22 protein-coding genes are annotated in these 20,871 nt (G+C 66.1%); 15 read left to right on the forward strand and 7 right to left on the reverse strand.

The features are described 5' to 3' along the window. Positions 1-59: 59 nt before the first annotated feature. The 4 genes from Q1A53_RS19725 to Q1A53_RS19740 all read left to right on the forward strand — a co-directional run bounded on the left by Q1A53_RS19725 (position 60) and on the right by Q1A53_RS19740 (position 6,191). Entirely contained in the window at positions 60-830 is a 771-nt protein-coding gene (locus Q1A53_RS19725) for a uracil-DNA glycosylase (RefSeq protein ID WP_299969810.1), read from the forward strand. A gap of 9 nt (positions 831-839) precedes the next feature. Further along, positions 840-1,382 carry a molybdenum cofactor biosynthesis protein B gene (gene moaB, locus Q1A53_RS19730; protein ID WP_299969813.1) on the forward strand — a complete coding sequence of 181 codons (543 nt, stop codon included), beginning with the start codon at positions 840-842 and terminating at the stop codon, positions 1,380-1,382. Between the two features lie 116 nt (positions 1,383-1,498). Beyond that, positions 1,499-2,794, forward strand: a complete 1,296-nt coding sequence (locus tag Q1A53_RS19735; protein WP_299969816.1) for an HlyD family efflux transporter periplasmic adaptor subunit — start codon at positions 1,499-1,501, stop codon at positions 2,792-2,794. A 7-nt stretch (positions 2,795-2,801) separates the two neighbouring features. Beyond that, on the forward strand, positions 2,802-6,191 hold the full coding sequence (locus tag Q1A53_RS19740) for an efflux RND transporter permease subunit (RefSeq protein WP_299969819.1): 3,390 nt from the start codon (positions 2,802-2,804) through the stop codon (positions 6,189-6,191). A 139-nt stretch (positions 6,192-6,330) separates the two neighbouring features. On the opposite strand, the gene Q1A53_RS19745 is transcribed toward Q1A53_RS19740, so the two are convergent. Then, positions 6,331-7,137 (reverse strand): protein-disulfide reductase DsbD domain-containing protein, encoded by an 807-nt coding sequence (locus Q1A53_RS19745; RefSeq protein WP_299969821.1) that lies wholly within the window; start codon positions 7,135-7,137, stop codon positions 6,331-6,333. A gap of 118 nt (positions 7,138-7,255) precedes the next feature. Between Q1A53_RS19745 and Q1A53_RS19750 the strand changes: the two genes are divergently transcribed. Next, complete coding sequence (locus tag Q1A53_RS19750; RefSeq protein WP_299969824.1) at positions 7,256-7,840, forward strand: YqgE/AlgH family protein; 585 nt, start codon at positions 7,256-7,258, stop codon at positions 7,838-7,840. Positions 7,841-7,842: 2 nt separating this feature from the next. Here the strand turns inward: Q1A53_RS19750 and Q1A53_RS19755 are convergent, their stop codons facing one another. Next, positions 7,843-8,844 carry an L-threonylcarbamoyladenylate synthase gene (locus Q1A53_RS19755; protein ID WP_299969827.1) on the reverse strand — a complete coding sequence of 334 codons (1,002 nt, stop codon included), beginning with the start codon at positions 8,842-8,844 and terminating at the stop codon, positions 7,843-7,845. 121 nt (positions 8,845-8,965) lie between these two features. Between Q1A53_RS19755 and Q1A53_RS19760 the strand changes: the two genes are divergently transcribed. The 5 genes from Q1A53_RS19760 (at position 8,966) to Q1A53_RS19780 (ending at position 13,058) form a co-directional block, all read left to right on the forward strand. Continuing rightward, the gene (locus tag Q1A53_RS19760; RefSeq protein ID WP_299969832.1) at positions 8,966-10,672 is read left to right on the forward strand and encodes an acyl-CoA dehydrogenase; all 1,707 of its coding nucleotides are present in this window, start codon (positions 8,966-8,968) and stop codon (positions 10,670-10,672) included. Continuing rightward, a complete protein-coding gene (locus Q1A53_RS19765) occupies positions 10,672-11,718 on the forward strand; it encodes an MBL fold metallo-hydrolase (RefSeq protein WP_299969835.1) in 1,047 nt (348 codons plus the stop codon). Before Q1A53_RS19760 ends, Q1A53_RS19765 begins: the two co-directional genes overlap by 1 nt. A 5-nt stretch (positions 11,719-11,723) precedes the next feature. Continuing rightward, on the forward strand, positions 11,724-12,185 hold the full coding sequence (locus Q1A53_RS19770; protein ID WP_299969838.1) for a DUF6173 family protein: 462 nt from the start codon (positions 11,724-11,726) through the stop codon (positions 12,183-12,185). A 106-nt stretch (positions 12,186-12,291) separates the two neighbouring features. After that, complete coding sequence (locus Q1A53_RS19775) at positions 12,292-12,426, forward strand: aa3-type cytochrome c oxidase subunit IV (protein ID WP_299969840.1); 135 nt, start codon at positions 12,292-12,294, stop codon at positions 12,424-12,426. A 35-nt stretch (positions 12,427-12,461) separates the two neighbouring features. Further along, complete coding sequence (locus tag Q1A53_RS19780) at positions 12,462-13,058, forward strand: hypothetical protein (protein WP_299969843.1); 597 nt, start codon at positions 12,462-12,464, stop codon at positions 13,056-13,058. A gap of 66 nt (positions 13,059-13,124) precedes the next feature. On the opposite strand, the gene Q1A53_RS19785 is transcribed toward Q1A53_RS19780, so the two are convergent. Both Q1A53_RS19785 and Q1A53_RS19790 read right to left on the reverse strand, forming a co-directional pair. After that, on the reverse strand, positions 13,125-13,454 hold the full coding sequence (locus tag Q1A53_RS19785) for an AzlD domain-containing protein (protein ID WP_299969846.1): 330 nt from the start codon (positions 13,452-13,454) through the stop codon (positions 13,125-13,127). Further along, positions 13,451-14,182 carry an AzlC family ABC transporter permease gene (locus Q1A53_RS19790; RefSeq protein ID WP_299969849.1) on the reverse strand — a complete coding sequence of 244 codons (732 nt, stop codon included), beginning with the start codon at positions 14,180-14,182 and terminating at the stop codon, positions 13,451-13,453. The genes Q1A53_RS19785 and Q1A53_RS19790 overlap by 4 nt, the downstream gene beginning before the upstream one ends. Before the next feature lie 48 nt (positions 14,183-14,230). On the opposite strand from Q1A53_RS19790, the gene Q1A53_RS19795 reads away from it, so the two are divergent. From Q1A53_RS19795 to glp, 4 genes are read left to right on the forward strand one after another with little or no spacing between them, the layout of a single operon-like run. Continuing rightward, positions 14,231-15,118: a formate dehydrogenase accessory sulfurtransferase FdhD gene (locus tag Q1A53_RS19795; protein ID WP_299969852.1), complete on the forward strand. Its 888-nt coding sequence runs from the start codon at positions 14,231-14,233 to the stop codon at positions 15,116-15,118. Next, a complete protein-coding gene (gene mobA, locus Q1A53_RS19800; RefSeq protein ID WP_299969855.1) occupies positions 15,115-15,723 on the forward strand; it encodes a molybdenum cofactor guanylyltransferase MobA in 609 nt (202 codons plus the stop codon). Before Q1A53_RS19795 ends, mobA begins: the two co-directional genes overlap by 4 nt. After that, on the forward strand, positions 15,720-16,211 hold the full coding sequence (mobB, locus tag Q1A53_RS19805; RefSeq protein WP_299969858.1) for a molybdopterin-guanine dinucleotide biosynthesis protein B: 492 nt from the start codon (positions 15,720-15,722) through the stop codon (positions 16,209-16,211). Before mobA ends, mobB begins: the two co-directional genes overlap by 4 nt. Then, positions 16,208-18,280 (forward strand): gephyrin-like molybdotransferase Glp, encoded by a 2,073-nt coding sequence (glp, locus tag Q1A53_RS19810; protein ID WP_299969860.1) that lies wholly within the window; start codon positions 16,208-16,210, stop codon positions 18,278-18,280. Before mobB ends, glp begins: the two co-directional genes overlap by 4 nt. A 9-nt stretch (positions 18,281-18,289) precedes the next feature. Here glp and Q1A53_RS19815 read toward each other — a convergent pair whose 3' ends face one another. The 3 genes from Q1A53_RS19815 to Q1A53_RS19825 form a co-directional block, all read right to left on the reverse strand. Next, on the reverse strand, positions 18,290-19,312 hold the full coding sequence (locus Q1A53_RS19815; protein WP_299969862.1) for a hypothetical protein: 1,023 nt from the start codon (positions 19,310-19,312) through the stop codon (positions 18,290-18,292). Between the two features lie 14 nt (positions 19,313-19,326). Next, positions 19,327-19,797: a transcription elongation factor GreA gene (gene greA, locus Q1A53_RS19820; RefSeq protein WP_299969865.1), complete on the reverse strand. Its 471-nt coding sequence runs from the start codon at positions 19,795-19,797 to the stop codon at positions 19,327-19,329. Positions 19,798-19,929: 132 nt separating this feature from the next. Then, the gene (locus Q1A53_RS19825; protein WP_299969868.1) at positions 19,930-20,310 is read right to left on the reverse strand and encodes a VOC family protein; all 381 of its coding nucleotides are present in this window, start codon (positions 20,308-20,310) and stop codon (positions 19,930-19,932) included. A gap of 76 nt (positions 20,311-20,386) precedes the next feature. On the opposite strand from Q1A53_RS19825, the gene soxR reads away from it, so the two are divergent. Beyond that, entirely contained in the window at positions 20,387-20,842 is a 456-nt protein-coding gene (soxR, locus tag Q1A53_RS19830) for a redox-sensitive transcriptional activator SoxR (protein WP_299969871.1), read from the forward strand. The last annotated feature ends 29 nt before the right edge of the window (positions 20,843-20,871 follow it).

Raw genomic sequence — 20,871 nt, forward strand, 5'->3', positions numbered from 1 at the left:
AGGGCAACTGCGGCGCGATTGCGGTTCATCTCGGGGGGGCGCGCGCGTAGGGTGGGTGCATGGAATCAGCGGATTTTGACACAGCGCTGGCGCTTTTGGAGTGGCAGGTGGAACTGGGGGCGACCGAGGCGATCGGCGACGCGCCTGTCGACTGCTATGCGTTGCCCGCGACGCTGGGCAAGCCCAAGGCAACGGCGGCGGTTGCGGCGGCGACACCCGCGCGGGCGGAGGTCGATCCGGTCGCGGAGGCGCGCGCGGCGGCAGCGGCGGCGGTGGATCTGCCGGGGCTGGCGGCGGCTTTGGGTGTGTTCGAGCATTGCGCGCTGAAGCGCGGGGCCAGCAATCTGGTCTTTTCCGACGGGACGCCCGGCGCGCGGGTCATGATCGTGGGCGAGGCGCCGGGGCGCGACGAGGATCTGGCGGGCAAGCCCTTTGTGGGACGCGCGGGGCAGCTGCTCGACCGGATGCTGGCGGCGATTGACATGGGGCGGGCGACGGCGGAGGCACCCGTCTACATCACCAATGTGCTGCCCTGGCGGCCCCCGCGCAACCGCGATCCGCAACCGGAGGAAATCGCGATGATGCGGCCCTTTCTGGAGCGGCACATTGCGCTGGCAAATCCGCAAGTGATTGTGATCATGGGAAATATCTCTGCGCAGGCGCTGTTGGGCAAGCGCGGGATCACGCGGCTGAGGGGCAGCTGGACAGAGGCGCAGGGCCGACCGGCCTTGCCGATGTTCCATCCGGCCTATCTGCTGCGGCAGCCAGCCGCCAAACGCGACGCCTGGTCGGATCTGCTGAGCCTGAAGGCACGGCTGGGAACGGGATAAGGGGAGATCATGAGCCGGATTGACGAAAGCCAGGAGTTCATTCCCGTCCGCATCGCGGTGCTGACCGTGTCGGACAGCCGGGGGCTGGGCGAGGACCGGTCGGGCGATGTTCTGGTGTCGCGGTTAACGGAGGCGGGGCACGAGCTGGCCGACCGCCGCATCCTGCCAGACGAGCGCGCGCAGATCGCGGGCCAGCTGAGGGCATGGTGCAAGGACAGCGGTGTGGATGTGGTTATCTCGACCGGGGGCACGGGGCTGACAGGGCGGGATGTGACCGTCGAGGCGCACCGGGACGTCTACGAAAAGGAGATTGATGCCTTCGGTACGGTTTTCACCATCGTCTCGATACAGAAGATCGGCACCAGCGCTGTTCAGAGCCGGGCCACGGGCGGTGTGGCACAGGGGACGTATCTCTTTGCGCTGCCGGGCAGCCCCGGGGCCTGCAAGGATGCCTGGGACGAGATCCTCGCCAAGCAGCTCGATTACCGGCACCGGCCCTGCAATTTCGTCGAGATTTTGCCGCGGCTGGACGAGCACCGGCGCCGAAAATAGAGACAATCCGGCGCATCGCGGCTGCGTGAGTGGGTTTTTGCCGATAGATCCGCTATATCTGACGGAATAATCGTCGCCCACGGGGTTCTGGACCAATGCGTTTTCTGCGCCAAAGCATGATTGGGCTGTTTCTGGCGGCTCTCAGCCTCGGGCTGCTGGTCTATGCTGCCTATGTGGTGCAGGCCGCCGTACAGACGCGGCTGAGCGCGCAGAGCACCCCGCCGCCGGTGCGCGAACGGGTCTTTACGGTGGATCTGCAGCGGGCGGAGGCGGTGACCATTGTGCCGGTTCTGCAAACCTTTGGTGAGGTTTCCGCCCGGCGGACACTGGAGGTGCGGGCGGCGGTTGCCGGGCGGGTGGTGGCGCTGCACGAGAATTTCGAGGATGCAGGCAGCGTGGCTGCGGGTGATGTGCTGCTGCGGATTGACCCGGCTCAGACTCAGGCCGCCGTGGACCGCCTGCGCGCCGATCTTGCGGATGCGCAAGCCGAAGCACGCGACAGCGCCCGCGCGCTGGATCTGGCGCGCGCCGAACGGGAGGCAGCCGCGGCGCAGGTGAGCTTGCGCGAGACGGCATTCCGGCGGCAGGTGGATCTGGCCGAGCGTGGCGTGGGCACCGCTGCCGCCATAGAGACGGCCGAGATTGCGGTCTCGGCGGCACAGGCCACGGTGCTGGCCCGGCGGCAGGAGGTGGCGCGCGCGGAGGCGCGGATCGATCAGGCCGCCACCCGCATCGCCCGAGCGGAGATCGCGCTGGCCGAGGCCCGGCGCGATCTGGCGGACACCGAGTTGCGCGCGCCTTTCGACGGGACGCTGAGCGAGACGGCGGTGGTCGAGGGCGGGCTCGTGGCGGTCAACGAGCGGGTGGCCGATCTGGTCGATCCGTCTGATCTGGAGATTTCCTTTAACCTGTCCACCGCGCAATACGCCCGGCTGTTGACGCCCGGCGGTGCGCTGATCAAGGCACCGGTTCTGGCCACGCTGGAGGGATCGGGCACGGGGTTGCAGGCCAGCGGTGCGCTGGCGCGGGTGAGTGCCGGTGCCAGGGACGGACAGACGGGGCGGCGCGTCTTTGCCCGTCTGGGGGCGGCGCCGGGATTTCGCCCGGGTGATTTCGTCACGGTCGAGATCCGGGAAAACCCGTTGGAGAATGTGGTGGAACTGCCCGCGACAGCGCTTGGCCCCGATGGCACCGTGCTGGTGCTGGAAGGGGAGGACCGGCTGGCTGCCGTTAACGTCACGCTGATGCGGCGGCAGGGCAACCGGGTGCTGCTGAGCGCGGACGGTCTGGTCGGGCGCGATGTGGTCGAGGTGCGCACGCCGCTGCTGGGCCCCGGTGTGGCCGTGCAGCCAACGCAGCAACAGGCGCGGCTGTGGCAGGCGGCGGGTGATCCCGTGCCGCAGGAAGGCTAGCGGCGCGGTGGTGCGTCCGACGCAGCCCGGCGCAGGCGGTGTTCTGTCCTATTTCACCCGGCACCGGACGCTGGCCAATCTGGTCTTTATCGCGATGATCGCGGCGGGGCTTTTTACCATTCCCAACCTGCGCGCGCAGTTCTTTCCCGATGTCCCGCGCGAGGAGATCGACGTCACCATCCGCTGGGATCAGGCGGGTTCGGATGATGTGGATGAGGCGATTGTCCAGGCCATGGGGCCCGCGCTGATGCAGGTTGAGGGCGTTGTGCGGTCCACCGCCAATGCGCGCCCGGGGCTTGGTGCCGTGTCGCTGGAGTTCGAGCCGGGCTGGGACATGGCGCGCGCCATGGATGAGGTGCAGGACGTGCTCGACGGGCTGAGCGAGCTGCCGCCCGATGCCGATGATCCGCTGGTGCAGCGCAACCAGCGGCCCGACCGGGTGACCGATGTGATCATCAGCGGTGCCGTCACGCCCGAGCAGCTGGGTCAATACGGCGATGAATTTCTGCGACGGCTGTATGACGTGGGGGTGACGCGGACGCAGATCCGCGGTTATGCGGATCCCCAGATCACGGTCGAGGTGCCCTCGACGCAGTTGCTTGCCAATGACATCAGCCTGGCCGAGATCGCCGCGGCCATCGCGGCAGAGGTGGATACCGACCCTGCCGGCAATGTGAGCAACGGCGGCGCACGGGTGCGCACGGGGACGGCCAAGCGTGGTCCGGAGCAGATCGCGGGCATTGTGCTGCGCTCCGAGCCCGGGGGTGGCAAGCTGCGGATCGGGGACGTGGCGCGGGTGATCCGCGAGGCACCGGACCGCGAGCGCGTCTATTTCGTGGGGGAGGATCCGGCGATTTCGATCCGCGTGGACCGGCCCGAGGGGGGCGATTCCATTGCGGTGCAGCGGCAGGTCGAAGAGGTCGCGGCGCAGATGATGGCGACGCTGCCGCCGGGGGTGACGGTCGAGCTGATCCGCACCCGGGCGGAGGCGATCAGCGCGCGGTTGTCCACATTGCTCAACAACGCGCTGGCGGGGCTGGGTCTGGTCGTGTGTCTGTTGTTCCTGTTTCTGAACATGCGCACGGCCCTTTGGGTGGCCGCGGGCATTCCGGCAGCGCTGTTGGCGGCGGTGGCGCTGATGTATGCGGGCGGTCTGACGCTCAACCTGATCTCGCTCTTCGGGCTGATCATCACGTTGGGGATCGTAGTGGATGATGCCATCGTGGTGGCGGAGCACGCCGATCATAGGGTGCGGCATCTGGGCGAAAATCCCTTTCAGGCGGCGGAGCGGGCGGCAAACCGAATGGCGATGCCGGTCTTTGCGGCGAGCCTGACGACGATCATTGCCTTTCTGGGCTTGACGGTGGTGGGGGGGTGGTTCGGTGCCATCGTGCGGGACATTCCGCTGACGGTGATTGCGGTGCTGGTGGCGTCGCTGGTGGAGTGCTTTCTGGTGCTGCCCAACCACATGGCGCATGCGCTGAGCGCGCAGGTGCGCGAGCGCTGGTACGACTGGCCGAGCCGCCAGGTCAACCGTGGCTTTGTCTGGGTGCGCGAGCGGCTGTTCAAGCCGCTGATGGCAGGCGTGATTGCGGCGCGCTATGCGGTGGTGGCGGGGCTGGTGCTGTTGCTGGCGGTGCAGGCGGCGGCGTTCGTGCGCGGCGATGTGAACTGGCGGTTTTTCGACGGGCCGGAGCGCAGCGTGATCACCGCCAATTTCGCCATGGTCAACGGGGCGGACCGTTCGGACACGCTGGCGATGATGCGCGAGCTGCAACGCGCGACCGAGGTACTGGCGGCAGAGTACGAGGCCGAGCATGGCACCAACCCGGTCGAGTATGTGTTGGCGGAGGTCGGTGGCAATACCGGGCGCGGGTTGTCCGGTGTCGAGGCCAAGGAGGCGGAGTTGCTGGGCGGCATCACCATCACGCTGATCGATCCCGATTTGCGGCCCTATTCCAGCTTTGCCTTTGCGCGGGAGCTGCGCGAGCGGGTTGAGCGGCATCCGCTGATCGAGGTGCTGGTGTTTCGCGGGCAGCGCACCGGCAGCGGCGGCGATGCGGTCAGTGTGGAGCTGTCGGGTCTGGGGACCGATGCGCTGAAGGCGGCGAGCCTCGATCTTCAGGCGCAGCTTTTGCGCTACCCCCAGGTGCTCGCCGTGCAGGACAATCTGGCCTACGACCGCGAGGAGCTGATCCTGGATCTGACGCCGCGCGGTCAGGCCCTTGGCGTGACCATTGAGGGGCTGGGGCAGGTGCTGCGCAACCGTCTGGGCGGGATCGAGGCGGCCACCTATCCGCTCGGCACCCGCAGTGCCGCCATTCGGGTGGAACTGCCCGAGGGCGAGCTGACGGCGGATTTTCTGGACCGCACGCAGGTGCGCACGGGCGAGGGTGTCTACGTCCCCTTGGCGGATATCGTGACGGTCGAGAGCCGGCTGGGCTTTCGCACAGTGAACCGGGTGAACGGGGTGCGGGTGATCTCCGTCTCGGGGGATATCACGTCGGATGATCCGGCGGATGCCGCGGAGGTGCAGCAGGCGCTGGAGGCAGAGATCCTGCCGCAGCTTGCCGCGCGCCACGGGGTCGAATGGGTGCTGACCGGGCTTGCGGAGGAAGAGGACCGGTTTCTGAGCGAGGCGGCCAACGGGCTGATCCTGTGCCTGCTGGGCATCTATCTGGTGCTGGCCTGGGTGTTCGGCAGCTGGACACGGCCCTTGCTGGTGATGTCCATCGTGCCCTTTGGTCTGGTAGGCGTGGTCTACGGTCATATGGCCCATGACATGGCGCTGAGCATGTTCACGGTGGTGGGGCTCTTGGGGATGACGGGGATCATCATCAACGATTCCATTGTGCTGATCCGGACCATTGACGAGCGCGCGGCGCTGCGCGGGCTGATCCCGTCCATCATCGACGGTGCGGCGGACAGGCTGCGCCCGGTGATCCTGACCACCCTGACAACCGTGCTGGGCATGATGCCGATGCTCTATGAGACCAGCCGACAGGCGCAGTTTCTCAAACCCACGGTGATCACCCTGATCTACGGGTTGGGGTTCGGCACGGTGATCGTGTTGTTGCTGGTGCCTGCACTGGTGGCGATTCAGCATGATCTGGCGCGGCAGATGGCGGCGATGCGCCGCGGTGTGCGGATGCGGGCTGTGCGGCTGTGGTTCGGACTGCTGTGGGCTGCTGTGGGCGTCTGGGGGGCGCTCACGCTGGGCTGGGCGATCTGGACGGGGGTGCCGACGCCGGTCTTGACCGGCTTTGGTTTGGGCGCCTGGCCCGTGATGCCAGCGGCGCTGATGCTGTTCGTGGTGGGTGTCGCGGGGCTGGTGCTGCTGGCCTACGGGGCCGCCGCACTGGTGCTGCTGGTGGGGCAGCGACGCGCTGTGTGGTGACGGATCTGTGAGCTGGCGCCGTAGGGAGCCGGGGCGGGGGAAAGCGCCCTCGCCCCCGTCGAAGGGGGTCGGGCGCTGCCCGGCGTCCCGCCGGGCGGGCGGCTGTCACCGGGTCAAGCCACGGATCGGGTGCTCAGGCTCAGCCGCGATCGCAGCCGCGTATGTCCACCGCGTGCTCGCTGCCCAGAACGGTCAGGCGCACAGCTGAGCGGTCCAGTGCAATGGGTCCGCCGTCCACATGGATCATCTCGGAGACGGCGATCAACTCGCCGCCACTGCGCCGTGTATCCGGCTCGCTAACCCAGATATCCGGCAGGCCCGGCTCGATCACCATGACCTCCTCGCCGCCCGCCGGTGGCACGGTCACGCGCGCCTCGATCTGCAGACCGTCCTGCGTTGGTTGCACCCGGCAGGTGGCGGCGGTCACCCCTGCCTCGCGGGCGGAAAACGGGCTTTGCGCCAGGGCCGCGGCGATGGCGGGGGTTGGCCTCGTATCGGGTGGGGCAAGCGTTTCGTCAAAGGTCAGCCGGTGCGGAATGCAGATGTCCGAGCAGATCCCCAGATCCATGGTCAGCTGCACGTGAACGGGGGCATCCGCGTCGCGGGTCCGCATGTGCAGCGGAATGACCAGCTCGCCGGCATAGCCGATGGAACGCATGCCGTTTTCGCGAAAGACGATGGGCGTGGGCCAGGAAACCGCAACCGTTTCAACGTTGCGAGAGCCCTTCCAGTCAAAACTGGGCGGGATACCGGCATCACCGGGCGCGCGCCAGTAGGTCTTCCAGCCCGGGTCGAGCGACAGGTGGAGGGCCGCCACACGGGTGCCATCCGCCTGCGTCCATCCGGGCAGGACCTGTGCCGATACGGGCAGCTCAAAGCTGTCCTGTGCGGTGGCGGGCAGGGCGGTTAAACCGGCGAGGGCGAGGGCGAGGCGTAGTGATTTCATGGGAACAGATATGCGTGGCCGCCAGTGAAATGCCAAGTCACGATCCGGTCAGCCATGTTTCGGCGATGCCGGACCAATTGGACTTGCACGCGAGCGGGGCAGGGCCCATGCTTTGCCCATGGCGCGCAAGACCAATTCAGATGACAGGCTGGATCTGACCGGAAAGCTGCTGGTGGCCATGCCCGGTATGGGCGATGCCCGGTTCGAGCATGCGGTTGTGCTGCTGTGCGCCTATTCGTCCAAGGGGGCTATGGGGCTCATCCTCAACAAGCCGAGCCGGGACGTGCGCATGAGCGATGTGCTCGATCAGCTGGAGATCGGGCCGTCCGCCCGGGCCGCGGCCATGCCGGTGCATTTCGGGGGGCCGGTCGAGACAGGCCGCGGGTTCGTGCTGCATTCGGATGACTACCAGTCGAGCCTGCACACCCAAAAGGTCCCGGGCGGTTACGGCATGACCGCCACGCTCGACATTCTGGAGGACATCGCGCGCGACGCGGGGCCGCGGCAGGCGCTCATGATGCTAGGTTACGCGGGCTGGGGGCCGGGGCAGTTGGAGAGCGAGATCGCGCGCAACGGCTGGCTGACGGCGGACGCGGCCCCCGCGCTGGTTTTTGAGGCTGATCCCGCGCGGAAATGGTCCAAAGCGCTGGGCAGTCTCGGGATTGATCCGCTCGGGCTGTCCTCGGTGTCGGGGCGGGCCTAGGATCAGGTTTCAGGTGGATCGTCGGGGCGGGGAGCCGCGGCGCGTGCAAGACGGTCGTTGATGGCCCGACCGAGGCCTGCCATCGGCACCGGTGCCACGGCGATAGGCTGCCCGCTGGCGTCAAGGCGGTGTAGAAGCGCAAAGAGGTTTGCCGCGGCCTCCTGCAGGTCACCGCGGTCGGAGAGATTGGCATCGCAGGCCATGGGCCCGAAGCCCAGCATCAGCTCGCCCGGGCGGGCCGCATCCGCATTCATGCGCAGTGGTGCGCGGGGTGCATAGTGCGACGCGAGCTGGCCCGGTGCCGTGACCGAGTGGGCATCGGGCGGGCCGGGCCGGAGCAAGGGCGCGCCCAGAGCAGCCTCGAGCGCTTCGACCGGCAGGCCACCGGGGCGCAGCAAGGCAGGCGTTCCGGTGAGCCCGACGATGGTGCTCTCCACACCTACCGGGCAGGCGCCATCATCCAGCACAGCGGCGATCCTGCCGCCCAGACCCTCCAGCACATGGTCCGCGCTGGTCGGGCTGATCCGCCCGGAGGGGTTGGCCGAAGGGGCCGCGACTGGCCCGCCAAAAGCCCGCAGCAGCGCGCGGGCCGTGGGTTGGGCGGGGACGCGTAGCGCCACGCTAGGCAGGCCCGCCGTGACCAATTCGGACAGCCCGTGATCCGCGCGCAGCGGCAGTACCAGCGTCAGGGGGCCGGGCCAGAAGGCCGCCGCCAGACGGGCGGCGTCGGCGGTCCATTCGGCATAGGTGAAAGCGGCCTGCGCCTCCGGCAGATGCACGATCAGCGGGTTGAAGCTGGGACGTCCCTTGGCGGCGTAGATCGCTGCCACTGCCGCGCCATTTCGGGCGTCGGCGCCGAGGCCGTACACCGTTTCCGTCGGCCAGGCCACGAGCGCTCCCTGCTCCAACAGGGTTGCGGCCCGGGCGATGCCCCCTGCATCCGGGCTCAGCCGCTCTGGTCGGGCGAGGGTCGTGTCAATGCGGGTGCGCGAGGGATCGGTCATCACGGCTCCGTGACGCCGCGTTTCGGTTGCCGGGTCGGGCGATGCGGCTCATGTTCAACGGCATGAGCCTTACCGCGCCCGGCGGGCCTTGCCAAGCCGCGCCTTGAGATGGAGACCCCAGATGCCCTACCGCGCGCCCGCAGATGAGTTTACCTTTTTGCTCGATCATGTGGTGGATTTCGCCCGGGTTCAGGCAACGGATCTGTTCGCGGAGGCGAGCGCGGATCTGACCCAGGCGATCCTGACGGAGGCAGGCAAGATCTGCACCGATGTTCTGGCACCGCTGCAACGGGCGGGGGATCTGCATCCCGCGCGGCTGGAGAACGGCGTTGTGCGGACCTCGCCGGGTTATGCCGAAGGGTGGCAGGCGATCGCGGAAGGCGGCTGGGTCGGTATGTCGGCTGACACTGCTTACGGCGGCATGGGGCTGCCGATGACGCTGACCTCCGCTGTCAACGAGATGATGGCGGGCGCGTGCCTGTCGCTGCAGCTTGCACCGCTGATGAGCCAGGGGCAGATCGAGGCGCTGGAACACCACGCGAGCGATGCGATCAAGGAACTGTACCTGCCCAAGCTCATCGCGGGGGAGTGGACGGGCACCATGAACCTGACCGAGCCGCAGGCGGGATCGGACGTGGGCGCGCTGACCACGAAGGCAGAAGACAACGGCGACGGGACCTACGCGGTAACGGGGCAAAAGATCTACATCAGCTGGGGCGATCACGATCTTGCAGAGAACGTCTGCCATCTGGTGCTGGCGCGGCTGCCGGGCGCCCCAGCGGGCACCAAGGGGATCAGCCTCTTTCTGGTACCGAAATACATCCCAGATGAGGAGGGGCGCGTCGGCATGGCCAACGGCCTCAAGGTCGTCAGCCTGGAACATAAGCTGGGTCTGCACGGCTCACCCACTGCCGTGATGCAGTACGACGGTGCCACCGGCTGGCTGGTGGGGCCGGAGCAGGGCGGCATGGCGGCCATGTTCACGATGATGAACAACGCACGTCTCGGCGTTGGCGGGCAGGGCATCGGCGTGGCCGAGGCCGCCTATCAGCACGCGCTCGATTATGCGACGGACCGCAAGCAGGGCCGCACCGAGGGCGAGACCGGGGCGATCATCGACCATGCGGATGTGCGGCGGATGCTGATGACCATGCGCGCCGAGACCACGGCCGCGCGGGGTATCGCGCTGGCCTGTGCCGTGGCGATAGACATGGGTCAGGCCACAGGTGCGGCGGAGTGGAAGGCACGGGCGGCACTCCTGACGCCGATTGCCAAAGCCTTTGGCACGGACATCGGCAATGAGGTTGCGGGCATGGGCATTCAGGTTCACGGCGGCATGGGGTTTGTCGAGGAGACCGGGGCGGCGCAATTCGCCCGTGACGTGCGGGTGACAACGATCTACGAAGGCACCAACGGCATTCAGGCGATGGATCTGGTGGCCCGCAAGATGATGGACGGGGGCGAAGCGGCGCACCGGCTCTTTGACGAGGTCGAGGCGAGCGCCGAGGCCGCGCGCGAAGTCTTCCCGCGCCTCGCGGAAGCGGTCTGGCAGGCCAGCGAGAGCCTGCGCGAGACCACCGACTGGATGATCGCGCAGAACCACCGGGTGCGTTTCGCGGGTGCAGTGCCCTACCTGCGCGCCTTCGCCCGGGTGCTGGGCGGGCACATCCATCTCGCCTCGGCCCTGCATGACCGGGGCGGCGCGCGGGAAAAGCTGGCGCGGTTCTACATCGGTCGGCTGCTGCCGGAACATGCGAGCCTGCTGGCACAGGCGCAGGCGGGCGATACCGATCTCTACTCACTGACCCCGCAGGAGTTCGCGGCCTGATGAAAGATCATCCGGGCGACGGTATCCGCACCCCGTGGGAAGAGCCGCCCAAAGAAGGCGAGGCCATCGAAGTGGCACCCGGTGTGTTGTGGATGCGGCTGCCGCTGCCCATGAAGCTGGATCACGTGAACGTCTACGCGCTGGACGATGGCGATGGCTGGACGGTGGTGGACACAGGCATGGCGTCCAAGCGGGGCAAGGCGATCTGGCGGGCGCTGCTGGAGGGGCCTCTGGCGGGGCGGGCGCTGCGGCGGGTGGTGGTGACGCACCATCATCCTGATCACATCGGGATGGCCGGGTGGCTGATGGCGGAAACGGGCGCCGAGTTGGTGATGACCCGGACCGCGTGGCTGATGGCGCGGATGCTGACGCTGGACGAGCAGGCATTGCCACCGGCAGAAACGCTGACATTCTATCGCCGGGCGGGCATGGCCACGGACATCTACGACGCCCGCGCGACGGAACGGCCTTTCAACTTTGCCGATGTCGTATCGCCCCTGCCGCTGGGGTACACGCGGATCCAGCAGGATGACCGGATCGAGATGGGCGGACGCAGCTGGGACGTGCACATCGGCAACGGGCACGCGCCCGAACACGCCACCTTCTGGAGCCGGGATGACGCATCGGTGCTGGCGGGCGATCAGATCCTGTCCTCGATCAGCCCGAACATCGGCGTCTACCCGACGGAGCCTATGGCCGACCCCATCGCCGACTGGCTGGAGGCGTGCGAGCGTCTGGCAGAGCTGGCGCGGCCCGACCATCTGGTGCTGGGGGGGCACAAGCTGCCCTTCACAGGACTGCCGCTGCGGATGCAGCAGTTGATCGGGAACCACCACGGCGCGCTGGCGCGGCTGCTGGAGTATCTTGAGACGCCGAAGGCGGCGGGGGAGTGTTTCGCGCCGTTGTTCAAACGCAGCATCGGGGCGGGCGAATACGGGTTGGCGCTGGTCGAGGCTGTGGCGCATCTCAGCCACCTGCATCAGACCGGGCTTGCCACACGCAGCCTGCGCGACGATGATGCCTGGGTGTACCAGCGCAAGGATTGATCCGCTTGGAAGACCAGATAAAGACAAGCGCCGAGGCGGCAGAGGCCGATGCTCTGCCGCGCTGCCACGAGGTGCACTGCGACGACGCGACGCCGACGCCTGCCAAGATCGACGTGCCGAAAAAGGTGGCGGCGAAACCGGCGGCACAGAAATCACCCGCGCAATGGGCGTATGAGAGGCTCATCCTTTACATCAAGAAGTTCGAAGAACAGCTTGATAACACGCAGGAAGTCGCGATTGGATTCACGGGTGGCGACGCGGGTGTCCTGCGAATCGAGGGGATGGGGTATTTCGACCCCGATATGGTGACCTTCTACGGCTCTGACGGGGCTGGCGGGCGAACCCAGCTCATCCAGCACGTCAGCCAGCTCAACGTGATGCTGCGCGCCCTGCCCAAGCCCGCCGAGAAGCCGCAAGCGCGCCGGATCGGGTTTCGTCTGGCACAGGACATCGCAGACGAGGCGTGAGCCGCATCAACCCTGCGGCATTTTAGCAATGGGACCGGCGGTGGCAGGTGACAGGCCGGTTCGAATCCAGTAGGGCTGTGCCATCACGGCAAGAAGGACTGCGGCAATGGCAGATCACAAGCACGGCGAGATGAACGTCGAGACCCAGGAAAAGACCTTTGATGGTTTCATGCAATGGACAACGCGCACGGTCATCGTGATCATCGCGATCATTGTGCTGATGGCGATCTTCATCACCTGACGAACCCCCAAGCCCGGCCGTCGGAGGCACCATAGATGAAAGCCCTTGTGACGCTGGGCCTGCTGATCCTGCTCGCAGGTTGTGCGACAACGTCGCCCAATGAGGTCACGGTTGAGGAAGCTGCGGCGCGCGCCTACGTCCCCGCTGGTCCGCCGAAACTGACACTGTTCACGGTGATCAATAACACCACCGGCCAGGGTGGGCATACGGCGCTGATGGTGTCGGGGAGCCAGCAGGTCATCTTTGATCCCGCGGGGTCTTTCCAGCATCCGCTGGTCGCTGAGCGGGGCGACGTGCTCTACGGGATGAGCCCGGCCTGGGTCCAGGCTTACAAGAGCGCGCATGCCCGCAGCACCTATCACGTGGTCAGTCAGGAGATAGCGGTAACGCATGCGCAAGCGGCGCGCGCGTTGCAACTGGTGCAGCAGAACGGGGCCGTGGGCAGTGCGTTCTGTGCCCATTCGACCGCATCGATTCTGCGGCAGGTGCCGGGGTTTGAGGGGATTGAGACGACCTTTTACCCGGTGCGCCTGATGCGGCAGCTGGAGCAAAGACCGGATGTGGTCACGGATCGCTACTATGAAAACGACGCGGGCGATGTGCGCGATGGGATCCGCGCCGCGCAGGAATAGGTACCGCGGGCGGGGCGTTCAAACGCCGGGTAAACTTGCGTGGTGATCTGAGGTGTGTAAAACGCGTCAGACCGCCGTCAGCCACAGCAGGACAAAGAGCGTCGTGGCGCCCGACAGGATCGCGGTGAGCACGTTTTTCCACATCAGCCCCACCACCAGCGTTACCGCTGCCGCGGCCATACGCGCGAGATCAGGCTCTCCACCCGTTGCGGCAGGCCAGACCACCAGAGGGGCGACCATGGCGGGGAGGATCGCGACAGCGGTATAGCGCAGATGCCGCAGCAACCAGGCGGGCATGGGTCGGTCGCCCACGATCCCGAGAAACGCAAAGCGCAGTGCAAAACTGCCCAGGCCGAGGCCGATCATGACGGTCCAGAGGGTGACAGGGTCGATCATCGCGGGACCTTTCGTGCCTCGAACCACTGCTCCGCCCGGGCACCGGTGATCATGCCCAGTGTGCCCGCGATGATGAGCCCCAGCGAATAAGGCACGCCAGCGGCCAGCAGGCTGACCACGATGCCCACCAAGGCGGCGATCACATGCGGCGCGCTGCGCAGCATCGGCGCGACCATGGCCAGAAAGGTGATCGGCAGCGCGAAATCCAGCGCCCAGCTGTCGGGGATCTGCGTGCCGACGACGGCCCCAAAGCCTGTGCAAATGTACCATAGCGGCACGATGAAGGTCAGCACCCCGATAAAATAGGCCATGCGCTGCGGGATCGTCATCCCGGGCTCTTTTTCGAACTGCATGACAGAGCAGGCATAGGACTGATCGACGATGAAATAGGCGGCGATTGCCCGCTGCCAGAGCGGGGCCGCGCCGATCCACGGGGTAAGTGCTGCGGAATACATCGCCACCCGCAGGTTGACGGCGAGCGCCGAGGCCAGCACCACGAGTGTCGGCGCATTCTCCTGCATGAGCTGCAGGGCGGTGAACTGCGCCGCACCCGCAAAGACCATTGCCGAGAAGAGCAGCGTCTCCAGCACGTTGAGCCCGGCTTCGGTCGCCAGCACGCCGAAGAGCGTGGCAAAGGGCATCACCACCAGCAGAAAGGGCGCACCATCGGCCAGACCTTTCCAATAGGCGGACGCCCGGGTGCGTGTTTTCGGTGTGGTGGAGGGCATGAGATGCTTCTACTATGACGCCCAATCGGTAGACGACCGCGGGGGAGGATGCAATTGGCCAGACTGCAGGAGATCGACGACTATCTGATCGCACCCGACCCGGGGGCCGCCCGGTTGACGCGTCCGGTTACGGGAACAAATCACACGGGCGCCGAGGTCTCGACCAGGGTCGTGGAGGAGCGGCCCTTGACGATCTTTCTCAACGGCCAGGAGATCGTGACGGCCATGACCATCGGCGACTATCCCGATTATCTTGCGCTCGGGTTTCTGCGCAATCAGGGGATGTTGCGCGCGGATGACGATATCCTCAAGGTCGACTATGACGAAGAGCTCGAAACCGTGGTGGTGCGCACCGCGCGCGAGACGGATTTCGAGCAGAAGATGCGCAAGAAGACCCGCACCAGCGGCTGTGCCGTCGGCACGGTCTTTGGCGACATGATGGCGGGGCTGGAGGACGTCGTGCTGCCGGATACACCGCTGCGGACTTCCTGGCTTTATGGCCTGAGCGCGCGGATCAACCGGACCCCATCGCTCTACCTGGAGGCCGGTGCGATCCATGGCACGGTTCTGTGTGTAAAGGACCGGCCGTTGGTCTACATGGAGGATGTGGGGCGGCATAATGCTGTGGATAAGATCGCGGGATGGATGCTTTCCGACAATATCGCGCCAGCGGACAAGATCCTCTACACAACCGGCAGGCTGACGTCCGAGATGGTGATCAAGACGGCACTGATGGGGATTCCGGCGCTCGCGTCCCGCTCCGGCTTCACGGCCTGGGGGGTGGAGATTGCGCGCGAGGTCGGGCTTACCCTGATCGGTCGGTTGAAAGGGCAGCGTTTCGTCTGCCTGTCCGGGGAGGACCGGCTGATCCGGGACGCTGACCCTGCGCGCATCGCGGAGGAGCCGCGGCGCGCCGGGCGGAAGGGCGCGGAGTGAAACAGCCTCTCGGTGTGATCCTCGCGGGGGGGCAAGCCACGCGCATGGGCGGTGGCGACAAGGGGCTGCTACGGCTGGGTGGACAGACGCTACTGGCGCGTGTCGTGGCGCGGTTGGAGCCGCAGGTCGCCGGGGTGGCACTGAACGCAAATGGTGATCCCGCGCGGTTCGCCGCAACCGGACTGCCCGTTCTGGCCGATCGTGTTGCAGGGTTCCCGGGGCCTCTGGCGGGCGTGCTGGCCGGGCTCGACTGGGCCGCGGAGCAGGGGGCCGATACCATCGTGACCGCCGCGGCTGATACGCCGTTTTTCCCACAGGATCTGGTACCGCAGCTGTTGCTGGCGAGTGAAGGGATGGCCGCGCCTCTCGCGCTCGCCGCGACGCCGGACCCGGCGCGAGGCACGGCACGGCACCCGACATTCGGGCTGTGGCCGGTCGCATTGCGGGAGGATCTGCGCACCGCACTGGCAGGCGGCTTGCGCAAGGTGGTGCTCTGGACCGATGCCCATAACGCGCGAACGGCGACGTTCCCGGTCGTCGGGTTTGATCCGTTTTTCAACGTCAATACGCCCGGGGATCTCACCCGGGCGGAGGCCCTGTTGTGAGGCTTTATGGTGTGGTGGGATGGAAGAACGCAGGCAAGACCGGTCTGATGGAGCGGTTGGTGGCGGAGATCTGCGGGCGCGGCATTTCCGTCTCGACCGTCAAACACGCGCATCATGTCTTTGACGTGGATCAGCCGGGCAAGGACAGCTATCGCCACCGCGAGGCGGGTGCGCGCGAGGTGTTGCTGGCCTCGCGCAAGCGCGTCGCCCTCATGCACGAACTGCGGGGTGTGGCGGAGCCGACGCTGGAGGCGCTGCTCTCACGGTTGTCGCCGGTCGATCTGGTGCTGATCGAAGGCTACAAGCGCGATGCCCACCCCAAGATCGAAGCGCACCGGGCCGAGACCGGCAACCCGCTGATAGCACCCGAGGATGCGACCGTGCGGGCGGTGGCCAGCGATGTTGCTCTGGAGTTGGACCGGCCCGTGTTCGATCTGAACGACACCAGAGCCATTGCGGATTTCATCCTGTCCGAGGTCGGATTGTGAGCGCCTTTGATACGGTTGTCATGGTGGACTGGTCGGGGGGGAATGACACAGGCCCCCGCCCGCGCCAGGATGCGATCTGGGCCTGCATCGCTCGGGGTGGGCGCAGCGAGACACCGGTCTACCTGCGCAACAGGGCGGAGGCAGAAGTATGGCTCTCCACACTCTTTGAGGCAGAAGCCGGCGCCAACCGGCGGGTTCTGGCGGGGTTTGATTTACCCTTTGGCTACCCTGAGGGTTTTGCAGAGCAGATCACCGGTCAGGCGGATCCTCTGGCGCTCTGGGATTGGCTGGAGGACCGGATTGAGGATGCCCCCCGCAGTAACAATCGATTTGACGTGGCAGCCCGGATCAACCGTCAGTTTGGTGGGCGAGGTCCTTTCTGGTTCAACGGCTTACAGCGTGACATTGATGGGCTTCCCCGGCGCCGGGAAAATTATCACAATCCCTTTGCGGAATGGCGCAAGGCAGAGCGTGAAACCTCCGGCACATCCTCTTGCTGGCAGTTGGGCGGTGTTGGTTCGGTGGGGTCCCAAACGCTCATGGGTCTGCCTGTTCTGGCCCGTTTGCGCCGCCGGTTCGGAGCCGCGGCATGGCCCTTTGAACCTGTGGATAAACCTTTGGTTCTCGTTGAGATCTGGCCATCGCTCACGTTGGGTGCGGCGCCCAAAGATATGATCAAGGACGCCTGGCAAGTCTCTGAGGTTGCACGCAGTGTATCCGCGTTGGAGACTGATACCTTGAACGCTATACTGGCTGTGCCGAGGACGCCTGAAGGTTGGATTTTTGGAATCGGTCACGAGGCGGTTTTGCAGGCTGCAGCAGGCCTGCCACCATGTTTGAACAATGATTGCTTTGCTCTGCCACCGGGGGTGACTTGGACCCCGGTGAATGACGCACTGGCGCTGCTGAAAGAGCGGCTACGACCGGTAACAAGCACCCTGCGTTTGCCGGTTGGGCAGGCAGCTGGGCACATCCTCGCCTCAGATGTTGAGGCCCCCCGTGCGAGCCCGCCCTTGCCCAACACTGCGGTCGATGGCTACGGCTTTGCCGGGGCGCGCGGTCCGGGGCTGCATCGGTTGCCGGCTCTGGGGGGCCGGGCCGCTGCGGGCGACGCGCCGGGCATCGTGCCGGAAGGCCACGCGGTGCGCATCCTCACGGGTGCCGCCTTGCCGCAGGGGGTCGATACGGTCGTACTGCAGGAGGATGTCACACTCCACGAAGGTCAGATTGCCTTTCGTGGGCCAATCAAACCCGGCGCGAACACCCGGCAGGCGGGCGAAGACGTGGCTGCCGGTGACGTTGCGCTGCCAAAAGGGACACGGGTTGGCCCGGCGGAGCTGGCCCTTCTCGCCGCCGTTGGCGCAGCAGAGGTCGCCGTCCATGCTCCTTTGCGGGTCGCCGTTCTGTCCACCGGAACGGAGTTGATCGAAGCGGGGCAGCCCGCCCCGCCGGACCGCATATACGACGCCAACCGTCCCATGCTGCTGGAAATCATCCGCCGCCTGGGGCACCAGCCGGTTGATCTGGGCCAGGTGGCCGATGCGCGCGATGCCGTCGCAGCGCGCTTTGACGCCGCCGCCCGGCAAGCGGATGTGCTGATCACCAGTGGCGGAGCCTCCGCGGGAGACGAGGACCATGTCTCGGCCCTGCTGACCGCGGCGGGGGCGATGACGCTTTGGCGGATTGCGGTAAAGCCGGGCCGCCCGCTGGCGCTCGGCGTCTGGTCGGGCATGCCGGTCTTTGGTCTGCCGGGCAATCCGGTGGCAGCGATGGTCTGTGCACTGGTCTTTGCCGGACCAGCGATGGCGCTGTTGGCCGGCGCGGAGTGGCCCGAGCCGCAGGGATTTCAGGTGCCCGCCGCTTTCTCGAAGCACAAGAAACCGGGCCGGACGGAATACCTGCGCGCCAGGATCCGCAGGGGGCGTGCGGAGGTCTTCGCCTCCGAGGGATCGGGGCGGATCTCCGGGCTCAGCTGGGCTGATGGTTTGGTGGAGCTGCCCCACGAGGCGGTGGAGGTGACGCCTGGCACACCGGTGCACTACATTCCCTTTGGCAGTTTTGGGCTGTAGCTACCACCGTCAGTCAAAGGTGCCCGCGACCCGACCCAGCAGCATGAAGGCGCGCGATGTGCGCGTCTCGGCCAGTGCCGAAATCTCCGCATCGCTTGCGGTGCGCTCGAACACGGCAAAGGTTTTGTCGAAAAGCCGCAGGAAATGATGCGCGGCATCGCGAAAGATCGGATCCTGTTTCATCCGGCCTGCCGTAAGTGCCAAAGAGGACCGGTCGCGCACACCGCCAAGTGCCGCGATGGGCCGCCCCCGCGCGCCCTGACCGAATTGACGCCAGATCTCGGGTCGGGCGCGATCGGGCACCAGATCGTCCATGTAGATGCCGTCCTGGCTGAGCAGGGTCAGCACATCCTGCGCCGCCTGGATCAGCTGGGCCGCATTCCGGTCCTGAAGCGCCCGGCGTAGCGCCGCAAAGCCCTCGGTATCTTCGGCGGTCTCGGGGAAATTCAGTGCCCGCACGAAATCAGACACCGGCAGGGGTGGCGCGAGGTCAGCGGCCTGTGTCCCGAGCGCCAGCGCTGGCTGATCCTCTGCGGGAGTGGCGACGGGTGCTGTGGGTGTCGTCGCGGGCTCCGGGTCGCGGCGCGTGGCGAATGTGGCGAGCGCGGTTTCCGTCTTGCGGGCGGCTGCGGCGATCTCGTCCAGTTTGCGGGCGACCGTTGCAGGCTCGGGCCCGAGGATCCCGCTTTGGTTTTGGGCGATATAGGCCTGGCGGATCGCGTCTATGGCCGCCTGCAAGCGCTGGCTTTCGGCGCGGATGTTGCGGCTGGATCGAATGGCCGTGGCGGCGACCCAGATCATGCCAACAGGCAGGCACAATGCGAGAAGTGTCATCACCAGCGGTAACGGATCGTCCCCCGTTGGGGTCCTCATCAGCAGGAACCCCGTTCCCGCGATCCACAGGACTGACAGCGCGATGGCCCCTATTTCGACACTGGTGATCCCCTCGCCACGGGGCTGGTCGTAGATGCCCAGCGGCGTTGGTCTGGCCCGCGCCTGCGCGCTGTCCGTCGTGTCGGATGTATCAGCCATCGCCGCAGCTCCCGTCAGGCATAGACGATTTTCAGCACCTCATAGGCTTTTTCGCCACCGGGTGTGCGCACTTCTACGCTGTCGCCTTCGTCCTTGCCAATCAAGGCCCGGGCAATCGGCGATTTTATGTTCAGCAGCCCTTTTTCGATATTGGCCTCATGCTCGCCGACGATCTGCCAGGTCTTTTCCTCGTCGGTATCCTCATCGACGAGGGTGACAGTGGCACCAAATTTGATCGTGCCCGACATCTTTGCCGGATCAATGACCTCGGCCAGACCGAGCACCCCTTCAAGTTCCTTGATGCGTCCTTCGATAAAGGACTGCTTCTCACGTGCGGAGTGATATTCCGCATTCTCCGACAGATCGCCATGCTCTCGCGCTTCGGCAATGGCCTTGATGATGGCGGGGCGCTCGACGGATTTGAGCTGCTTGAGCTCGGCTTCCAGTGCGGTGTGGCCCTTGGGGGTCATCGGTATCTTGTCCATCTCGGCGGTCCACGAAATGAGGCGGCCCACCGGGATATCTGCCGGGGGCCGCTGGTGTAAATCACGCACCAACAGACCCAAAGCGCGGACGAAATGCAAGGGGGTTGGGTCTGGATTGGCTTGGGACCGGGGTCAGTCGTATTGCACAACCTCGTATTCGATGCCGTCGTCATCGTGGAAATAGAAGCGCCGGCCCGGTTCGTAATCTGCGTGGTTTTCCGGGGTGAAACCGGCGGCGAGAACGGCTGTTTCCATGGCCTCGATGTCGTTGGTCACGACTGCGAGGTGGTTAAGCCCACCGCGCATGTTATAGCTGTCCGGTCCCGGGGTGGTATCGGTCTTGGGGGTGTAAAGGGCCAGATACTGGGCGTCTGATCCGATGTGGATGGTGTGCCCGCCGTTCTTGGCCGCACCTTGCCAGCGGATATGCCAGCCGAACAGCGTGCTCATCCAACTGGCCGTTTTGGCGGCGTCAGAGACCGTCAGGTTTGCGTGCTCGAGCGTTGTCATCATCATTTTCTCCTTGAGGGATTCGACAGATGACATGTAAGCTAATTCCTGAAGCTAACTTTAGGTCAAGGAATTTCTGATGGCACCTCGTGAAGGCCTGTCCATCGGCGCATTGGCGGCGCGCACCGGTCTCGCCGTATCCGCGATCCGGTACTACGAGGCGCAGGGGCTGATCCGGCCCTGGCGCAATGCCGGTGGCCAGCGCCGGTTTGAGCGCGCCGACCTGCGGCGCTTGAGCTTTGTGATGATCGCGCAGCAGTTCGGCTTTACCCTGCCGGAGATCCGGGCGGAGCTCGACCGGTTGCCGGGGGGACGGACGCCCACCAAAGCGGATTGGGCTCTGATCAGCGCGGGCTTTCGCGCACGGTTGAGTGAGAAGATCGAGACCCTGACCCAACTGCGGGACAAGCTGGATGGATGTATCGGGTGTGGTTGCCTCAGCCTGCCTCATTGTGCGCTCTACAATCCGCGGGACAGAGCGGGCGAAAACGGGGTCGGTCCACGCTATTTGTTGGGCGAGAAGCCCGCGCCGTGACGCTTCACCGCAGTATTGTGCGCATCTGA

Origin of the sequence: uncultured Roseobacter sp., from assembly GCF_947496515.1 — a bacterium.
Classification (GTDB): domain Bacteria; phylum Pseudomonadota; class Alphaproteobacteria; order Rhodobacterales; family Rhodobacteraceae; genus Roseobacter.